This is a genomic window from Okeania hirsuta (genome assembly GCF_003838195.1).
GTDB lineage: Bacteria > Cyanobacteriota > Cyanobacteriia > Cyanobacteriales > Microcoleaceae > Okeania > Okeania hirsuta.
Genome location: NZ_RCBY01000164.1, coordinates 1 through 17,788 on the forward strand (window position 1 = coordinate 1; position 17,788 = coordinate 17,788).

Below are 17,788 nucleotides of genomic sequence, written 5' to 3' on the forward strand. Positions count from 1 at the left end.
ATAATTCCAGAAATAGAAAGCAAAGCAATTTTTATATTATCCATTTCTTTTTACCAATAAAAAGCCATAGTTTTTCCTCTGAAAAATTCTACTTGACTAAGCAGATATATCCATTTCATAAATTTATCGATCGCGAGATTTAGTTACATAAATTTCAGCCTTACTTTTCTCACGGCGTAAAAACTATGCACGAACATTTGGAGGTATTTCATCTCAATCTACTTCTTTTTATGGGTAAACTTTTACCGGAACTTTTTTACCAGATTCAAAGATTTTAATTGCCGAAGATGTAATTTGCTTTATCCATCCACCTGATGATGATATTTCTAGTTTTATTACTTGCTTTAGCAAATATTCACCCAACTTTTTATCCATTTTTTTTCACCTCCAGATAGTCAGAGTTTTTCCTTTTAAAAATTCTACTTGACTAAGTATACATTTCCATAATTTCCCGGTCGCGATACTCAGTTACATCAATTTCAACCTTACTTTTCTCTTGTTTTAACCACTCTTCACGAACATCTTGAGGTAAATCCTCCCAATCTACTACTTCTTCTGTCTCCGTTCTTACCGGAACTTTTTGACCAGATTCAATTTTTATTTTCCAAGATGTGACTCGTTTTTTCCATTCACCTGATGATTTTCTTTCTAGTTTTATTACTAGCTTTAGCAAATATTCACGTAACTTTTCCCACGCTTTACGAAAAATATTACGGGTAGCAACAGCAACATTATCTACAGCACTAAATACTTGTCTTACTTCACTTTCAATCCATGGAATATTAGTTTTAATCCAAGGAAAAAGGCTATCTTCCGCCCATTTTAGAATTTGCTTCCAAAATCTTGCTACTACAGCTACTGCAACTGCTGCTAATCCTAATGCTATTGCTATAGCTATTAAAAATTGTTCCATAATTTTCTACTCTATTGGATAAAGTTTAAAAGTTGAGATTTTTTGACCTTCAATTAAATAGCTTGATCGGACATCACCAGGAATTCTATCCCAATCTAATTCCTCTTCTACTTTTTTAACTGCTGGTTGATTTTTTTTATGATAAAAAAATTCAGTTTTCCGATTATATGTGAGATTCTTTAATAGCTCGTAATGCACTTTAATACTTAAAATTAATTCTTTGGCATCCTCAGCAAGTTTTTCTGCATCTCCAGTTCTTTCTTTTAGTAACCTTGGGTCATTTTCCTCGCAAATAATATGAGTAGCATCCAGACATAAAGGTAGTTCTTCATTTAAGTTTTTTTGGAGAAATTCGGCAATAATTTCATAAACTTCCCGTTTGTTAATAAGTTGACTATCTGTTTCAAGATCACTTAAAAAATCGGGTATACTTTCAACAACCTTTTTCAGTTCCGGGGGTAACTCATCATATTGTTGCTGTAAATATCTCAGAATCTCAGAAAAATTCTCTATAATTAATTGAACTAGCTCTGATTCTTCAGTCATAAATCAACTTAACGACTTAATGTTTGCTCTTTTTCAATTCCATCACAAATTTTTTTTATTGTCAGTAGGGAATAATCTGTAAAAGTAGGGAGTTTAATGATTGAAAAATCTCTCTTTCGTCATTAAATTTGGTTAAAAAATTTATGGTGTAGGGTAATGTCGGATTAAAATATACAAAACTCTCCTACTTACCTTATCTATGGATATCCAAGAAATATTAAATTTAGCTGACCATCTCATATTTAACAAAACAGGAAAACATTTAGACGACCTCCAACAAGTAATATTAAGAGGTACTTTTCAAGGTAAAAAATATTCGGAAATTGCTCAAGAATTTCAATGCACTAATGGTCATGTCAGAGATGTCGCTTCAGAATTATGGAAAACCTTTTCAGAGACTTTCGGTGAACAAGTAAATAAATCTAATCTACGCACTACATTTTATAGATGGCAGTTTTCCATAGTTTCATCACCAAATATAGAAAAAGATTTTGTAGGAATTAAGAATATAAATTTTTGCCCTGAAACTTCCCCCTCCTCAGAAACTATAAATCCTGAAAATTTTCCCCAACCAAATATCAACAAATCCCAGACTATACCTCGACCAAAAATAGACCTCTCAGACGCACCAGACCATAAAAAATTCTACGGTAGAACTCAGGAAATAAAAACCCTCAAAAAATGGATTCTCCAAGAACAAAAAAAAATAGTGATGCTTCACGGAATGAATGGTATTGGCAAAACAACATTAGCTCTTCAACTCATCAAAAATATTCAAAATAAATTCGACTATATAATTTGGCAAAGTCTCCGAGACTCTCCACAACTCAAAACAATTCAAACCCGACTCATTCAATTTATGTCTAACCAAAATTCCACTCTCGAAACCTCAGAAAATTCCCATCTTTTAGAAAAATTGAGAAAGCACCGCTGCCTCATAATATTAGATCACATCCAAACAATATTTAGTAGTGGCAAACTAGCAAGTCATTACACTCCAGAATATGAAAACTACAGCCAATTTTTCCAACTTATTGCCCAACTCTCCCATCAGAGTTGTTGCCTAATAATTAGTAGAGAAAAACTCAGAGAAATTATTAAAGGTAAAAATACATCCATTCGTTCATTACACCTCAAAGGTTTAGATGAGCAAGCAGCTACAAAAATTCTCAAAGACCAAGACTTACAAGTAGACGAACAATGGCAAAAATTGATTGACTTTTATCAAGGCAACCCCACTTGGTTAAATATAATTGCCACAACTATTAATGACTTATTCAGTGGAAATATCTCAGAATTATTTCAATACGACCCTCTATTTTTAGACGCAGACATCAAAGAATTATTACATCAGCAACTTTCCCGTTTATCAGAAGTAGAAAAACAAGTAATCTCTCACCTAGCAACCACAACCGAACCAGCAACTATTTCAACCTTATTAGATAATTTACAAATACCAGCTTCAGACTTGTTGAATATCATTAAATCTTTGCAGCGACGCTCTCTAATAGAAAAACAAGAAAACAATTTTACTCTTTTACCTTTGCTGAAGCAGTATGTTACATCAATTTGATAAATATTTGCTACAAATAACTAGGTTATTTATTAGGAGTAAGGAGTCAGAATGAATGGCTTTGATACTATTTATTAGCTAGGAATTAATCTTTTTAGTCCAATTAACATTTCCTATAAAGTATTTTAATTTATCTTATTATTCGTAAAATTATTTTTCCAAATTGGTATTATATCCAATCAATTAAATTAGAGTTTTGACAGAAACAGGTAGTAAACAATAGAGAAGAGATAGAGCAAAAAAAAGTATGAAAAAAAGATTTAAAGTATATTCTATAGCGCTACGCAAATACCTTAGAAAATTTCTCTATTCCCTGTTCCCTTACAACCCAAATTTCTTGTCTTAACCAAAAGACATAGCGCTATAGATAAAAAAACAATATTCCGTATTTATTGCCTCCCTATTGCAGGATGTACTCATAACTAATAACTGGCAACTGACAACTGATAACTGAAATGGCACTCGCTGTTGTTAAAAATTCAATAATTAGCTAAATTCTCTGCTGTATAATACAATTTCTCAAAAAGAATGCGATACTTATGCAAGACTTCAATGAATTAAGTAATTAGTAGGATTCAATAACGTGAAAAGGGATTATTAGCCACCTAATGTGTTATATCATGTTCCCCCTCCGGGGGAGCTACGAATTGCGGATAATCAGTTATAAATAAAATTTAAGGACTGACAGTACCGACGGTACCAAAGAAATAATGAAATTATCTTTACTTTTCTCCAATATTTCCTCTTTTTGCCCTTTTTTTCCCTCCTGACTCCTGAGTTCCCCTCCTGGGAGGGGGAGGGGCGAGGGGTGGGTTGACTCCTGAAAACTCACAACATTTATTTATAAGTATTCAACTGAACATGATATTAACTATTCTTATGTTTACTACTCCCCATCTCCCCATCTCCCCATCTCCCTCACTCAAGAAAACATAGAAAAGTTTTTGAGATTTGCTATAATTCCCAGAGCAAAATTTAATCTACAAGATTAACATTTTACGATCCTTAAACCTTCTCTGAAGTGAGCAACAGTCGTGACTACTGCTACTACAAAATAAAAAATTCTAATCGCCCAAAAACACAAACTAATTGCCCAAGAAATAACCCCTGGTGGAACTCCTATCAGACTCACAAACTTTGAATTAACACTCTTTTCCAATCTATCTAAATTATTCATCTGTACTTTTTTATCAGGTAGGATAGGAAACTGAGCAGTATATAAATAGAAGCCATAAATACCATCATTACCTACCCTTTGATTTAAAAATGAATTAGCTAGTAATTCCGCTCCATCAAGAGATAAATTTTCGTTATTTGCTACCTGTTCTACCCAAATATCATATCTCACCATTTGAGTCGTGAGAAAAATTATTGGCACTAAAATTATTAATAGAATTGCACTCACATAACGACCTAAATACTTAGGTAAAAAAATACTTGCTAAACCAAAACCCATTCCCACAACAGCAAAAGCAACAATATTAAAAAGTTCAACTATTTCTATTCCTCTTAAAAAATCGCCAAAGAGAATTAAACTATATAAAAATCGATCCGCTAATTTGACAGATATAATTTTGGCAGAAATTATTGTGCTAAAAATAAATGAAGTACAAAATATATAAATAGATAATTTAATCAGGAAAAGAAAAAATATACTAATTTTTCGGATGAACATGGCAATTTAATAGTTACAGCAAAAAAATTATCTATATCCTCAGATTATTGTGGAAGAATACTTTCAGGAGTAAGTAACTGTGGAAGTTCAATATTTGAAGATTTAAAGTTAAGCGATCGCCACCTTTAAGGAAGTCAGAAGTCAGAAGTCAGAAGTTATTTTTGTAACGGGAATTTTGAGCAACTCTCCAAAAATATTGCGCCTTAAAAGGCTAGGTTTTAGACCCAATTATTTTGATAACCTATATATTGGAAAATTTATATGAAAATGCTCTTGTTTTCCTGTGAATTTTCCCAAACCATTCTGCACCTCCCCCCTCTAATTTTATGTATACCAGATATTTAGCTTACCACCTACTAAAACCCTAAAATATTAGGTGCATCTCAATGCATGAATAAAGCCAAAAATTTATCGCTTTTAGGGAAAAGGGAACAGGGAATAGGGAATAAGAAAAAAATATTTTTGCACATAAGAGATGCACCCTATTTTTTGTAAAAGGAAGTCAGAAGTCAGAAGTCAGAAGTTAGAAGTTATTTTTGTAACGGGAATTTTGAGCAACTCTCCAAAAATATTGCGCCTTAAAAGGCGGGGTTTTAGACCAAATTATTTTGATAACCTATATATTTGAAAATTTCTATGAAAATGATCTTGTTTTCCTGTGAATTTTCCCAAACCATTCTGCTCCTCCCCCTCTAATTTTCTGTATACCAGATATTGAGCTTACTGCCTACTAAAACCCTAAAAATATTAGGTGCATCTCAATGCATGAATAAAGCCAACAATTTATCGCTTTTAGGGAAAAGGGAACAGGGAAAAGGGAACAGGGAACAGGGAATAGGGAATAAGAAAAAAATATTTTTGCAAATATTGAGATTCACCCTATTTTTTGTAATTGGTATTACTTTGAAATATAGGAATAAACTAATATTAATCAACCACTATTTAGCAGTTTATTCAGAAAATTAATAGTAAAAATAACTTGTATTATTTAGATAGTAATATAAAAATATTACAGCATTTTGCAGGATGCTAAGGTACAGTTTAATACTAATTTATATTCCCTATTCACTCAACTCCAAAACTGCTGTAATACTTTAATTATTTTAGATAAAAATAGACAAATATATGAGGATAAATCAATGAATCATCCAAATGAAAGAGATGTGATTTTTTGTCAACTTAGCAGTTATAATCATCACGATTATTCACAACTCCAATACGCAAAGCAATGCGTTTATATTTACTAGAATCGTAGGCTTTTCCAGTGTGCATAACTTGGGAATTATCCCAAAATACAATATCTCCAGCTTGCCAAACATGATGATAAATAGGTGTATAATTAAGAGCTTTCTCAAATAACTCTACCCAATATCGCTTTGCCAAATCAGGTTTATCCTCAAGTCCCTGTAGAATAGAAGTGTCTGAACCCAAATATAAACCTTTACGTCCAGTTATTTGGTGAGTTGATACTAAAGGATGTAGTTTCCTGGGGATCTCCTCCCCTGGTTGTGGAGATACGGGAGAAAGATGATACATTGAAAGCTGTTCTAATTGCTGCTGATATTCAGGTTCAAAGTTATTATAAGCTTTGATCATATCTAGAAAACCAGTAGTATGAGGCTGTCCATCAATGCCTTCTGAAGGGATAGTCACACCATATAGCATGACCACATAAGGAGTATTCATCTCTAACCCAGCAGTTTTTGGAAGAAGGTCTTTGTCGTGATGCCATTGCCAGGCAATCTTACCTAGCACATTCTGAGATAATCCTTTAGGATTCCCTAAAATACCACACCCTGAACTTTGTAAGTATGCAGGAATTTCAGGATTTAGGGATTTTGGGCGGCGATGACCAAGACTTGAATCTCTAAAGGTCTGTCTGGCAAATTCTGTTAACTGAGATGCCGTCAGATTTTGGTTGCGGATGAAAATAACACCATTTTCCCAGAGATTTTCCTTCAATTCTTCTGCCTGTTTTGGACTTAAATTCACAAGATTAAAGCCTGGAAAAATTTCTTTACCAAGCCTAGAATTTTGATATTTTTCAATACTTATATTTTCCCTAATAGCGTTCATAATTCATACAAATCACTTTTTTCATTCCACTGTAGCACTTATTTTAATTAAATACTATCCCCAGGATATCTGACTCTAGATATGAATTTTGTCTGAATCATACTAGGCAATAAGTACGGTTTGCTGAAAAAGTTTTTTTGCAGTAGGTAGGGAGTAGGCAGTAGGCAGTAGGCAGGATGGAAAGTGTGGGTAGAATGGGAAGTATAGGGATATCAAATATTGTCTGCCTTTAATGCTAACTTTTTGAGCATCAAAAGCTGAAAAATAGGTACTTTTTTCCACCTCAAAAAGACCCTGACCAATATCAGTCAATGCTTTGAGATTTAATCAGCAAACCCTAAGTAACTTTTTGTTTTTAATATTACAGTAGTTTTCTAGTTGATGAGGTACAAAGTCTTATTGCTCTAGGAAACAGGGAACAGGGAACAGGGAACAGGAAATATAACAGGACTTACGCAAATTTACTTTTAAAGCACCATTTGTAGGGGCGAATTCTATTCGCCCTCCCTATATGTAGAGTCTCTGCACTCTGTATAAGAATAGTTTTATAACTGTACCTCACTATCTTCAAAAGTCCTGTTGATAGTCAGAAGTGTGGCTATTTTAAAAGTCAAATTTTAATTACAAACTATGATTAAATTCTTGTTTAGCTAATTTTGTAATCTGAGCGATCGCTTTCAAGTCTAGTGAAAGTTTACTCTCTATATTTAACCATAATAAATATTCTATATTACCAGCCGGACCTTGTATAGGAGACCAGGTTAAACCAGAATATCCCCATCCTAAATTCTGAGCGCTATTCCATACTTGAAAAATTGCTTCAGCTTGGTCAGTAGAAGAACGTACCACACCTTTTTTACCTACTCGTTTTTTCCCTACTTCAAACTGAGGTTTTACCAACAATATTGTTTCACGAGGTGGAATAAGTAATTGCCATAAAGCAGGTAAAACTTTAGTTATAGAAATAAAAGAAACATCAACTACTGCTAAATTAGGATATATTTCTGAATTTTCTTGTCCTTGAGAATTTAATATTAATTCCTTGCCATATAATTCTATAGGAGTTAAATAACGTAGATTAGTTCTCTCTTTTAAAACAACTCTTTGGTCATTACGCAAACCCCAGTCAACTTGCCCATATCCCACATCAATACCGTAAACTAATTTCGCCCCTGCTTGTAACAAACAGTCAGTAAACCCACCTGTTGAAATACCTCCATCAAGACATATTCTGTCAGAAATAGGCATAGAAAAATATTCTAATGCTTTGGCAAGTTTATAACCTCCCCTAGAAACATACAAAGACTTTTGCTTAACTTTTATATTCGCCTCAGACTCTACTTCAGTTCCTGGTTTATCAATTATTTGCTGATTTACCATTACTTCTCCTGCTCTAATCAAAACTTGAGCTTTTTGCCGAGAAGTACATAAGTTTTGTTCGACCAATAAAATATCTAATCTTTGTTTAACCACAAATTTTAATGATTAACTAGCTATCAGCTTTTAGAATTTCCGTTTCGGAATGTTCCGCAAGTAGTTATCAGCTTTTTGAGTTGTAAAAATCCGCTTCGTTAATGTTAAAAAAAATCAAAATAATTAATTACTTAGTTCTGAAAAAAACTGTAGGGATTTGGTTTCCAAATCCCATTTTTACGCTTGGTAATGAATAATTATTAAGTAAGTATTTCCTACGGAATGCTGCGCAAACAGCTATCAGCAATTAGTAATGAATAATTAGAGCTTGCTGATTAAAGATCAAAGTATTAACAGATAAAGGCTTGAACGTTTTTGGGTTAAAAAAAGTACCAACTTTTCGGTGGCAAGAGCTGCATAAAGCTAGTATTTTGGAATTATTATGGCAGAAAAATTGAGGGACAATTTTTCCGACTACCTCCTCTAAATTCTCCGTTCTTCCTGTCTCCTGTCTACTGTCTACTGTCTACTACCCCTACTAAAAGACTTTTTCAGCAAACCTAATTACTTATAAGGTTTTTTCCAGGGACTGGCGGTAACTTTTTATTCTTTTTCAATTTCAAAGGTTGCTTTTACGCAAACCCAAAATTAATAGCTGATAGCTGACGGCTGAATACTTACATTATTAATTATTAATTATTCATTATTCATTAATTAAATGTCCTTTTCAGCTAACTCACTAATTAAATGGTCGAAGGGTGCTTCTAAGAAAGCACCAGTTTGAATACCCGCCGCTGCCGCCTCAGATTTAACAAGTTCTTTAAGAATACCAATTCCAACCAAAGTAGGTCCAATAGGTACTTCTAGAGAATTATAGGTTTCTCGAAGACCTTGTAAGACCCTTTCATCTAAAACATCCGTGTTACCTGCGACCAAAGCATAAGTAGCATAACGTAAATAATAATCCATATCCCGTAGACAAGCAGCATAACGGCGAGTCGTATAAGCATTACCACCAGGACGAATTAATTCCGGCTGTTGTGCGAACAACGTAATCCCAGCTTGCTTAACCAAACTAGCAGCCATAGAATTGATTAATGTAGCAGCTTGTACTCGCGCAGTACCAGTTTCAAAATAAGATTTTAATTGATCGACAGCATCCCGATCCAAATAACGACCTTTAGCATCGTAATTATCTATTAAGCTAGTTATAGTGTCCCGCATATAATTATTCTCCCAACAATTTCTTAAACTTTCTATCCTACCCTACTATAAATTGACACCTAGCAGAATCATTTGATTCAGGCTAGGGAATATTGTAATCTTAGATACAAAAACTCAAGGATTTTCATTCTTATGATTGGCTGGATGTATTCTTATTAGCTGATACGAACTTATTGTTGCCCACATTGCGGTGTTTTCATAGACCGCGACTTGTTTGCGTTTGTGCAGCATCCCGTAGGGAAGCATAACCAAGGAAATGCAGCGATAAATATAAAAAATAGGGCGGTAGGGCATTCCGTCCTTAAAGCTCGTTGAGCCCGACGGGATACCGGGGCTGCGAAACGAGAAGCCGACACTATAGCGCCAGCTTAGTGTGGGAGTATGTCACAGCTATTCTTCTTGTTAAGAAAGCCAAAATTTTAAACGGATGTATTCTTATTAGGGCTATTCTTCTTGATAAGAAAGCCCAAATTTAAAACTTAGGAGCTAATATGGCACAAACAGCCCAAGATGTATTGAACTGGATTAACAATGATGATATTCAAGTTATTGATTTGAAATTCATTGACCTACCTGGTATTTGGCAACATTTAACAGTTCACAGAAGTCAAATTGATGAGAGTTCCTTTACAGATGGAGTTGCCTTCGACGGTTCTAGTATCCGTGGTTGGAAAAATATTAACGAGTCAGACATGATGATGGTACTCGATCCAACTACTGCTTGGATTGACCCTTTTATGGCTGAACCAACATTAAGTATAACTTGTAGTATTAAAGAACCTCGAACTGGTGAATGGTATAGCCGTTGCCCCAGAGTCATATCTCAGAAAGCAGTTGACTATTTAAGATCGACAGGTATTGGGGATACTGCCTTCTTTGGTCCTGAAGCAGAATTCTTTGTATTTGAAGATGCTCGGTTTGACCAAACAGAAAATAAAGCTTATTACTATGTAGATAGTATAGAAGGTCGCTGGAATTCTGGTAGTGAAGAACCAGGTGGTAACAAAGCTTATAAACCTCGCTACAAAGAAGGTTATTTTCCTGTATCTCCCACAGATACAATGCAAGACTTGCGGACAGAAATGCTGTTAACAATGGCCAAGTGTGGAGTTCCCATTGAAAAGCATCACCACGAAGTTGCTACAGGTGGTCAGAATGAATTAGGCTTTAAGTTTGGCACATTGGTAGAAGCTGCAGACAACTTGATGATTTATAAGTATGTCATCAAGAATGTGGGCAAAAAACATGGCAAAACTATTACTTTCATGCCTAAGCCTATATTTAACGATAATGGTTCGGGTATGCACTGTCACCAGTCAATCTGGAAAGATGGACAACCTTTATTCTGGGGTGATGGTTATGCCAACTTGAGTAAGATGGCGCTTAATTATATTGGTGGTATCCTCAAACACGCTCCAGCAATTTTGGCATTCTCTAATCCTTCTACTAATTCCTATAAGCGATTAGTTCCTGGATTTGAAGCTCCAGTAAACTTAGCTTATTCTCAAGGTAACCGCTCTGCTTCTGTTCGGATTCCTTTAAGTGGTACAAATCCCAAGGCCAAGCGACTAGAGTTCCGTTGTCCTGATGCTAGTTGTAACCCCTATCTGGCTTTTGCTGCGATGCTTTGTGCTGGTATTGATGGGATTAAGAATGAAATTGACCCTGGTGATTCTTTGGATGTGGATATTTATGACCTCAGTCCGGAAGAGTTAAGCAAGATTCCTTCTACTCCTGGGTCTTTAGAGGGTGCTTTGGAAGCTTTGGAAAAAGACCATGAGTTTTTGACTACTGGTGGGGTATTTACAGAGGACTTGATTCAAACTTGGATTGAGTACAAATTGGATAATGAGGTTAATCCCATGCGTCTACGGCCTCATCCTTATGAGTTTTCTCTATACTACGATTGCTAATTGAATAAGTAGAATTCAGGAGTTAGGAGAAAAGAAGTTTTCTCAGACCTTAAGAAATGAGTATTTTATTACTTACATGATTTAGAAAGACTAAGGTTTAATTTATTTAAGCTTTGATCTTTAATGTCTGTATTTTATTTAATTCTCATTCCAAAGTAAGGACTAGAAATGATTTTTCTAGATAAATGATTCTTGATTTACTTGCCTGGCCTCATAGCAATAATTATGATGTGAAAAAATAGCGAGTTAGTTTTTATAGCCTCCTTCAATGGGGGCTATTTTTTTTGAAGGAATATATTAGGGCTTGCTGATTAAATCTAAAAGCATTGACAGATAAAGACAAGAGCCTTTTTTGGTCTTGAAAAAGTACAAGGTTTTCGTTCTAGGGAACTCAAAAAGGAGCGGATTTTGGGTTGACTATAGCAGAACAATGCTTGGGATAATTCATTCTCCTGCCTCCTCTAAATTCCCCATTCCTCCTGTCTTCCCCTCCAGGGAGGGGTTAGGGGTGGGTTGTCTCCTGACTCCTACCCTCACACATAAGACTTTTTCAACAAACCCTATATTAGCTATGGCACTATGCATTAAGGTGTTTGACATTCCTCTGTTGCTTCTTGCCTTTTCCTACCGGAATGCTACGCAAATATTGTCAAACGCCAAAGTACTATATGATCTTTTCTTCAAAATTATAGCAACTGCCAAATAGCAACTGCCATTACTACTTTTGACTTATAGAATATCTAAAACAACAGAATATCAACTTTCCTCCTTCTTCCTTCTGCTATATGATAATTGCGTTACAATTCTTAACGAAAACTAGAACACTCGCAAAATCTATTTAGACTTATCGTCATGTCAGATACTATTACAAAATTTACTTATCAAACATTTCAACAAAGTAAAATTTACTTCGCTTTAGCTCACAAACAAATTTCTACTCGCCTGAGAAATTTTGTTTATCCAACTCTTGAATTTAAAACTCAACCTTTGTCTTCCGCAATTCTCCAAAAAATGCAGAAACGCATTGATAAAATTATGGAAAGAGATTTGGCAGATGGAGAAAATGGTATTTATCCAGTTAATATTATATTTGATAATCCCTGGTCAGATTTTTTCAGTTATTATCCTAATATTTGGCTAGATATGCCTACAGTTTGGAATAGAATTCAAAAAAAGAAATATCAAGAATTTTCTCCACAAATAAATACTCAAGATTATCCTAAGTATTACTTACAAAATTTTCATTATCAAACAGATGGCTACTTAAGCGATACATCAGCTAATCTCTATGATTTACAGGTAGAAATTTTATTTAATGGTACTGCTGATGCCATGCGAAGACGAATTTTAGCTCCGTTAAAAATGGGGTTAGAAAAGTTATTTTTAGGGCAAAAGTTAGAGGCGAACGCTCCCCAAAAGTTACGAGTTTTAGATATCGCTTGTGGTACTGGTAGAACTTTAAAGTTTATTCGTGCTACTTTACCAAAGGCTGCTCTTTATGGTGTTGATTTATCCTCTGCTTATTTAAAAAAAGCTCATCAATTATTATCTGAAGGCTTAGGAGAGTTGCCTCAACTTTTACAAGGAAATGCAGAAGATTTACCTTTGAGAGATAATTTTTTTCAGGCAACAACTTGTGTTTTTATTTTCCATGAATTACCGCCGATAGTACGTCAAAAAGTAATAGAAGAAGCTTTTAGAGTGACTCAACCTGGGGGTGTTTTTGTGATTTGTGATTCGATTCAAGTTTCTGATGAACCTGATTTTGCGCCAATGTTAAAAAACTTCCCAGCAATGTTTCATGAACCTTATTATCAGAGTTATATTACAGATAATTTAGAGGAACGTTTGGAGAAAGCAGGTTTTATTAATATTGCTACTGAAGTTCATTTATTTAGTAAGTATTGGGTCGGTTATAAGCCTGTTGAAGAAGTGGTCAGTAGTCGGTAGCACTGAGAATGCGCTATGGGTTTAATATACCCTATCACTCGTGGATTTTATGGGGTTGGTAGGGTACCCCATAAGGGAAAAGATCATCAATTTTTACAATCAATTTTGTTGCATAATTAAGGTTTAAAGCCTCTCTTTATAAAGGAGAAAGAAGAATTTTTTTTCTTTTTAGTCAATCCTCTTCTTTTTCAGGATAGGTAATTATTAATTATTAATTGTTGAAAATAAATTAAGGATAAATTCAAGATTACTTTATCGCAAGGCTTTTGAATTCTCGGTTGAGATTTTGAGTTTTTAGTCTATTCTCCGGAATATTTATTTTTTTAAGCACCTTATCTATGTGTGTGATAGGGAAATATCTACTTACCCTCTCTGTTGCGAATGTGGCAATAGTCAATTCATTTCCTTAAGCATCTGTGTGATAGGGAAATATCTACTTACCCTCTCTATTACGGATGTCGCAATAGCTAATTCATTTTGTGTAGCAACCAAAATTTGAGGTGTGTGGAGGAAAAATATCTACTTCCCCTCTCTGTTGCGAATGTGGCAATAGCTAATTCATTTTCTCAAGCACCAAAATTTGAGGTATATGGAGGAAAAAGTATCAAATTATTAGACCATCTCAATTAGGCGATCGCTATCTATCTATCTATCTATCTATGTTTGTCCTTTATATCCTAAGTGCCTTGGCGACTGTTATAACTACTTCCCCTCTTTGTTGCGAATGTGGCAATAGTCAATTCATTTCCTTAAGCATCTGTGTGATAGGGAAATATCTACTTACCCTCTCTATTACGGATGTCGCAATAGCTAATTCATTTTGTGTAGCAACCAAAATTTGAGGTGTGTGGAGGAAAAATATCTACTTCCCCTCTCTGTTGCGAATGTGGCAATAGCTAATTCATTTTCTCAAGCACCAAAATTTGAGGTTGTGATGGGAAAAATATTTACTTCTCCTCTCTGTTGCGAATGTCGCAATAGTCAATTCATTTTCTTAAGCACATATATGTGGAGTGCAAAGAATGAGTTGGTTAAGACTTATGCTGATAATAAACCTGAGACCGGGAAATATTTTTCCCACTGTTGCCTGTTGCCTGTTGCCTGTTGCCTGTTGCCTCCTATAAGACCTCAATTGAAAATGGGAAAATTATTCTATACTCGCTGACAAAATTAAATAACGTAGTAGTCCCAACCGTGTCACCCATTCAAAAATATTATTTGTTTTCTGATTAGCTGGAGAATCTGAAAAAACAGGAAACTCCTTTAGGATTTTATAAGTAGGTAAAGTATTAAAAGTAATATCTTCTATTAGAAAACTGTTCAAACCTATTTTTATTGCTAAATCTTGATAGTTAGCAATAGTAAAAAAATTAACATTGCCATAAGTTTCAGCACCTAAATCTTTGATAAATAATCTAACTACAGGTTCAAAAAAATTGATTGTTGCAGTAGGAACAAAATCAGACAAAGCAATTTTACCACCAGGTTTTAAAACCCTTTTTGCTTCTTGGAAAAAAGCAGAGCGACTAGGAAAATGAAAAATGCACTCTACCGCCAAAACCACATCAAAAAAATTATCAGGAAAAGGCATTTTAGTAGCATCTCCCTGCACAAATTCAATAGAATTATCACCACAAGCTTGAACTTGTTTTCTAGCTACATTTAATTGCCGTTCATCTATATTTAATCCCGTGATTTTTACCTCCGAATAATTATTATTAATACTGGCAGCTGTACCGCCAAAACCGCAACCCACATCTAAAATAGAAATACCATCCTTAATATCAGCAGCTTGATAAACCTTTTGTGATAGCTTTTCCGTCGCGATCGCAAAATCTTCAGCAGTATTTTTTGCCCAATTAGGATTTTCCCAATAACCCCAGTGAACGTGGTTTCCAAAGATAGTTTTAGTTGCTTCATCTTCTAAATTGGCCAAGATTTTGTCAAAATAAGGAAAATTAATTTCTGCTTTGGACATAGCTATAGATTACTAATTGTGGATAGCATTATAGCTTTGTTTGTAATTAGGATAGGTTCAGGACTTAAACTGGTAATAGATAATTTTTCTATAGGTATAAATTATGACTACTAACAACCCTGATAGTACTTCTGTGGATAATCCTTCTACCGAAGAAGATAATATAGAAATAACTGAAAATGATACCAGTCTCAGCTACATAGAAGAGATTGAAACAATTATTGCCAATATGGCAGAAGATCAAAAAGTGATGGTGGCCAATAATGAAGCAGGCCATTTATGGAAATTTCAATATGGTAGTGTGGAAGTATATGTCAGACTGACTGGAGAAACAGATGATGATACTTTTGATGTCTGGTCTTATGTTCTGAAGTTACCAGCAAAAAATGAACCCGAGTTAATGCGTAGATTATTGGAAATGAATTGGTTATCGACCATGGAATCTCATTTTGCTATTGTGGATAATCAAATTGTAATTCTGGCAACTCGTACTGTAGCAGAATTATCTCCAGGAGAAATTTCTCGGGCAATTACTATTGTTGCGACTCTTGCTGATGATAATGATGATGTTTTGGCTGCGGAATTTGGGCAATAAATGATATTAAATCCGCCTAATTGCACATAGATACAATAAGGTAATAATCAGGGTTTTAAGCTATTGATTGTGAGGGTATTTAACCTGATTTGATATGAAGGGGAAAATTAGGGGGTATCTTAAGGTATGGCAGTCGAAGGAAAGGTTAGGACAGATCAAAAGCTTAAAATTCAAACAAAGCCAGATTTTTCGGTTCTTCGGTCTTTCTTTTCTAGATAACAAAACCCTTCTTATATAGAATCCAAGTCGTATAGCGTGGAAAGAAGCAATCTCAGGAGTTGCGCGAGATTGCTTCCTATTGTCGTAATGACCACTTTTCAAGCGGGTTTTATATTACCGTTGGTTGGTATAGCTTGTGTCAACCTAAGCGTGAATATCTAGAATAAATTTAAGTTTTTTTTCAGACTTTTAAGCCTTTCTCCCTTTTCCCTCTTGAAAAACAAAGAAAGGGGGTAATTAAAACCTTATTTATTACTTATTGTCGATTGAATTATAGGTTGGAGTTGTTCAACTAATTCTTTTGAACGTATAACTTTTGCTTCTGGTTTAAGATGGTAGTGAGTATCAGCAAACAAGTTAACGTCAGTCCATAAATTTAACTTTTCGTCAGTAATTAGAGGAGCAATTTTACCTAACTCTTCAGCAGTTTTCTCCACATTTTTCACAGTTCTTTCATCTGTACTGGCATAAATGATAGGCAGTGATATGACTAAACTTGCTTCTTTAGCTTCTAACTCTTCTCTAAATTGCTTAATTCGTGCAATTGAATGAGGAGTAACGGGTTTGTTAACTGTCAATTTCCACCATTTACTTTTGCGTTCCCATGTTTTAGTCGGGTCTCCCCAGTCTGTAATAGGATCGGCATAATAACCTGAAACTTCTACTTGCTTAACTATATCTATAGTAGATTTTGTCAATTGTCTAAGACTAGGTACGCCCAAACCAAAAGTATCTTGAGCAAACTGCTTAGGTGGTACCCCTCCTAACCCTGGTTTTCCAATAGCTACTCCAAAGTAAGTAGAGCGATCGCCTAATCCATCTTCATCTAATAGCATTAAGTATTCAGGAATTATCAGCACAACATCTCCTGGACGAACTTGCTCCAAAATAGTAGGAAAAATTACATTCAGACCCAAATTTCCATCCAAGCCAAAATTAAATACAGGAATACCAAGTTCTTCTCCCATTAACTGAGAATTGACAGTATAGTGCGCTCCCGAACCACCAACAATTATCAGTCTTTTTGACCCTTCCACCTCCGCTGCTAATGCCACCTTATTGTAGTACATTCCTCGTAACCGACCAATTAAACCACCATAATAAACATTGTAAAAGAAACCAAGAGACCAAGCGAAGCCAGCCATAACTAACCAAGGGATAATTTTTATTAGGTTCTTCATAAAAATAAAAAATCAATCAATTTATCAAGTATATTCTAAAGCCATTTCCCTAATTATTTATCCAGTATAGCTAAATATATTACTTCTGTGGTAAGCATTTCCTGCGGAATGCTGCGCAAACAGCCGTCAGCTATTAGCTAGCCTCCTGCGGAGGAACTACGTTAACAGCCATTAATTTTGTGGAAGGTCAAAGCAATTGAAAAATTGAGAAAGAATAAAAAGTTACTGCTAAAGTCCCCTTCTCAAAACTGAGAAGTAATTATTCATTACTAATTACTGTTTGCGTAGCATCTCGCAGGGAAGCGCTAACTGCTAATAGCTGAATGCTTACTCTCTGTGCCATCCCTAATATTTCATAAAGTTAAGAATTTTCACCAATTATAAAAAGATTTTATAAAATCTTTGAGAAAATTATCAGTAGTTTTAGATAAATGAAGAGAATTATTATGCTATGATGGCTATAATTAGGGCTTGCTGATTAAATCTAAAAGTATTTACAGATAAAGGTTTTAGCCTTTTTTGGTTCAAAAAA

General features: G+C 34.7%; 15 protein-coding genes. 5 read left to right on the forward strand and 10 right to left on the reverse strand.

Annotation, left to right across the window (positions count from 1 at the left end; all coding sequences use genetic code 11):
- Nucleotides 1–228: 228 nt before the first annotated feature.
- Genes D5R40_RS35880 through D5R40_RS22560 form a run of 3 tightly spaced genes read right to left on the reverse strand, consistent with a single transcriptional unit; the run spans nt 229 to nt 1,459 of the window.
- The gene (locus tag D5R40_RS35880) at nt 229–375 is read right to left on the reverse strand and encodes a hypothetical protein (protein ID WP_161565048.1); all 147 of its coding nucleotides are present in this window, start codon (nt 373–375) and stop codon (nt 229–231) included.
- 52 nt (nt 376–427) lie between these two features.
- A complete protein-coding gene (locus D5R40_RS22555) occupies nt 428–913 on the reverse strand; it encodes a hypothetical protein (protein ID WP_124143685.1) in 486 nt (161 codons plus the stop codon).
- Nucleotides 914–919: 6 nt separating this feature from the next.
- Nucleotides 920–1,459 (reverse strand): hypothetical protein, encoded by a 540-nt coding sequence (locus D5R40_RS22560; protein WP_124143684.1) that lies wholly within the window; start codon nt 1,457–1,459, stop codon nt 920–922.
- 199 nt (nt 1,460–1,658) lie between these two features.
- On the opposite strand from D5R40_RS22560, the gene D5R40_RS22565 reads away from it, so the two are divergent.
- Complete coding sequence (locus D5R40_RS22565) at nt 1,659–3,032, forward strand: helix-turn-helix domain-containing protein (protein WP_124155247.1); 1,374 nt, start codon at nt 1,659–1,661, stop codon at nt 3,030–3,032.
- Between the two features lie 988 nt (nt 3,033–4,020).
- Here the strand turns inward: D5R40_RS22565 and D5R40_RS22570 are convergent.
- The 4 genes from D5R40_RS22570 to apcB all read right to left on the reverse strand — a co-directional run bounded on the left by D5R40_RS22570 (nt 4,021) and on the right by apcB (nt 9,420).
- A complete protein-coding gene (locus D5R40_RS22570) occupies nt 4,021–4,707 on the reverse strand; it encodes a hypothetical protein (RefSeq protein WP_124143682.1) in 687 nt (228 codons plus the stop codon).
- Between the two features lie 1,179 nt (nt 4,708–5,886).
- The gene (locus tag D5R40_RS22575) at nt 5,887–6,783 is read right to left on the reverse strand and encodes a TauD/TfdA dioxygenase family protein (protein WP_124155248.1); all 897 of its coding nucleotides are present in this window, start codon (nt 6,781–6,783) and stop codon (nt 5,887–5,889) included.
- A 621-nt stretch (nt 6,784–7,404) separates the two neighbouring features.
- Nucleotides 7,405–8,256 carry a TlyA family RNA methyltransferase gene (locus tag D5R40_RS22580; protein ID WP_124155249.1) on the reverse strand — a complete coding sequence of 284 codons (852 nt, stop codon included), beginning with the start codon at nt 8,254–8,256 and terminating at the stop codon, nt 7,405–7,407.
- A gap of 654 nt (nt 8,257–8,910) precedes the next feature.
- On the reverse strand, nt 8,911–9,420 hold the full coding sequence (gene apcB, locus D5R40_RS22585; RefSeq protein ID WP_124143680.1) for an allophycocyanin subunit beta: 510 nt from the start codon (nt 9,418–9,420) through the stop codon (nt 8,911–8,913).
- Between the two features lie 491 nt (nt 9,421–9,911).
- Between apcB and glnA the strand changes: the two genes are divergently transcribed.
- Nucleotides 9,912–11,333, forward strand: coding sequence for a type I glutamate--ammonia ligase (gene glnA / locus D5R40_RS22595; protein ID WP_124155250.1), 1,422 nt, complete (start codon nt 9,912–9,914; stop codon nt 11,331–11,333).
- Between the two features lie 444 nt (nt 11,334–11,777).
- On the opposite strand, the gene D5R40_RS35885 is transcribed toward glnA, so the two are convergent.
- Nucleotides 11,778–11,933 (reverse strand): hypothetical protein, encoded by a 156-nt coding sequence (locus tag D5R40_RS35885; RefSeq protein ID WP_161565049.1) that lies wholly within the window; start codon nt 11,931–11,933, stop codon nt 11,778–11,780.
- 252 nt (nt 11,934–12,185) lie between these two features.
- On the opposite strand from D5R40_RS35885, the gene D5R40_RS22600 reads away from it, so the two are divergent.
- The gene (locus D5R40_RS22600; RefSeq protein WP_124155251.1) at nt 12,186–13,283 is read left to right on the forward strand and encodes a class I SAM-dependent methyltransferase; all 1,098 of its coding nucleotides are present in this window, start codon (nt 12,186–12,188) and stop codon (nt 13,281–13,283) included.
- A 477-nt stretch (nt 13,284–13,760) separates the two neighbouring features.
- On the forward strand, nt 13,761–13,913 hold the full coding sequence (locus D5R40_RS35890) for a hypothetical protein (protein WP_161564366.1): 153 nt from the start codon (nt 13,761–13,763) through the stop codon (nt 13,911–13,913).
- 517 nt (nt 13,914–14,430) lie between these two features.
- Here the strand turns inward: D5R40_RS35890 and D5R40_RS22605 are convergent.
- Nucleotides 14,431–15,261 (reverse strand): class I SAM-dependent methyltransferase, encoded by an 831-nt coding sequence (locus tag D5R40_RS22605; protein ID WP_124143677.1) that lies wholly within the window; start codon nt 15,259–15,261, stop codon nt 14,431–14,433.
- A 103-nt stretch (nt 15,262–15,364) separates the two neighbouring features.
- Between D5R40_RS22605 and D5R40_RS22610 the strand changes: the two genes are divergently transcribed.
- Complete coding sequence (locus tag D5R40_RS22610) at nt 15,365–15,856, forward strand: YbjN domain-containing protein (RefSeq protein WP_124143676.1); 492 nt, start codon at nt 15,365–15,367, stop codon at nt 15,854–15,856.
- Between the two features lie 464 nt (nt 15,857–16,320).
- Here the strand turns inward: D5R40_RS22610 and D5R40_RS22615 are convergent, their stop codons facing one another.
- Nucleotides 16,321–17,256: a hypothetical protein gene (locus tag D5R40_RS22615; RefSeq protein ID WP_124143675.1), complete on the reverse strand. Its 936-nt coding sequence runs from the start codon at nt 17,254–17,256 to the stop codon at nt 16,321–16,323.
- Between the last annotated feature and the right edge of the window lie 532 nt (nt 17,257–17,788).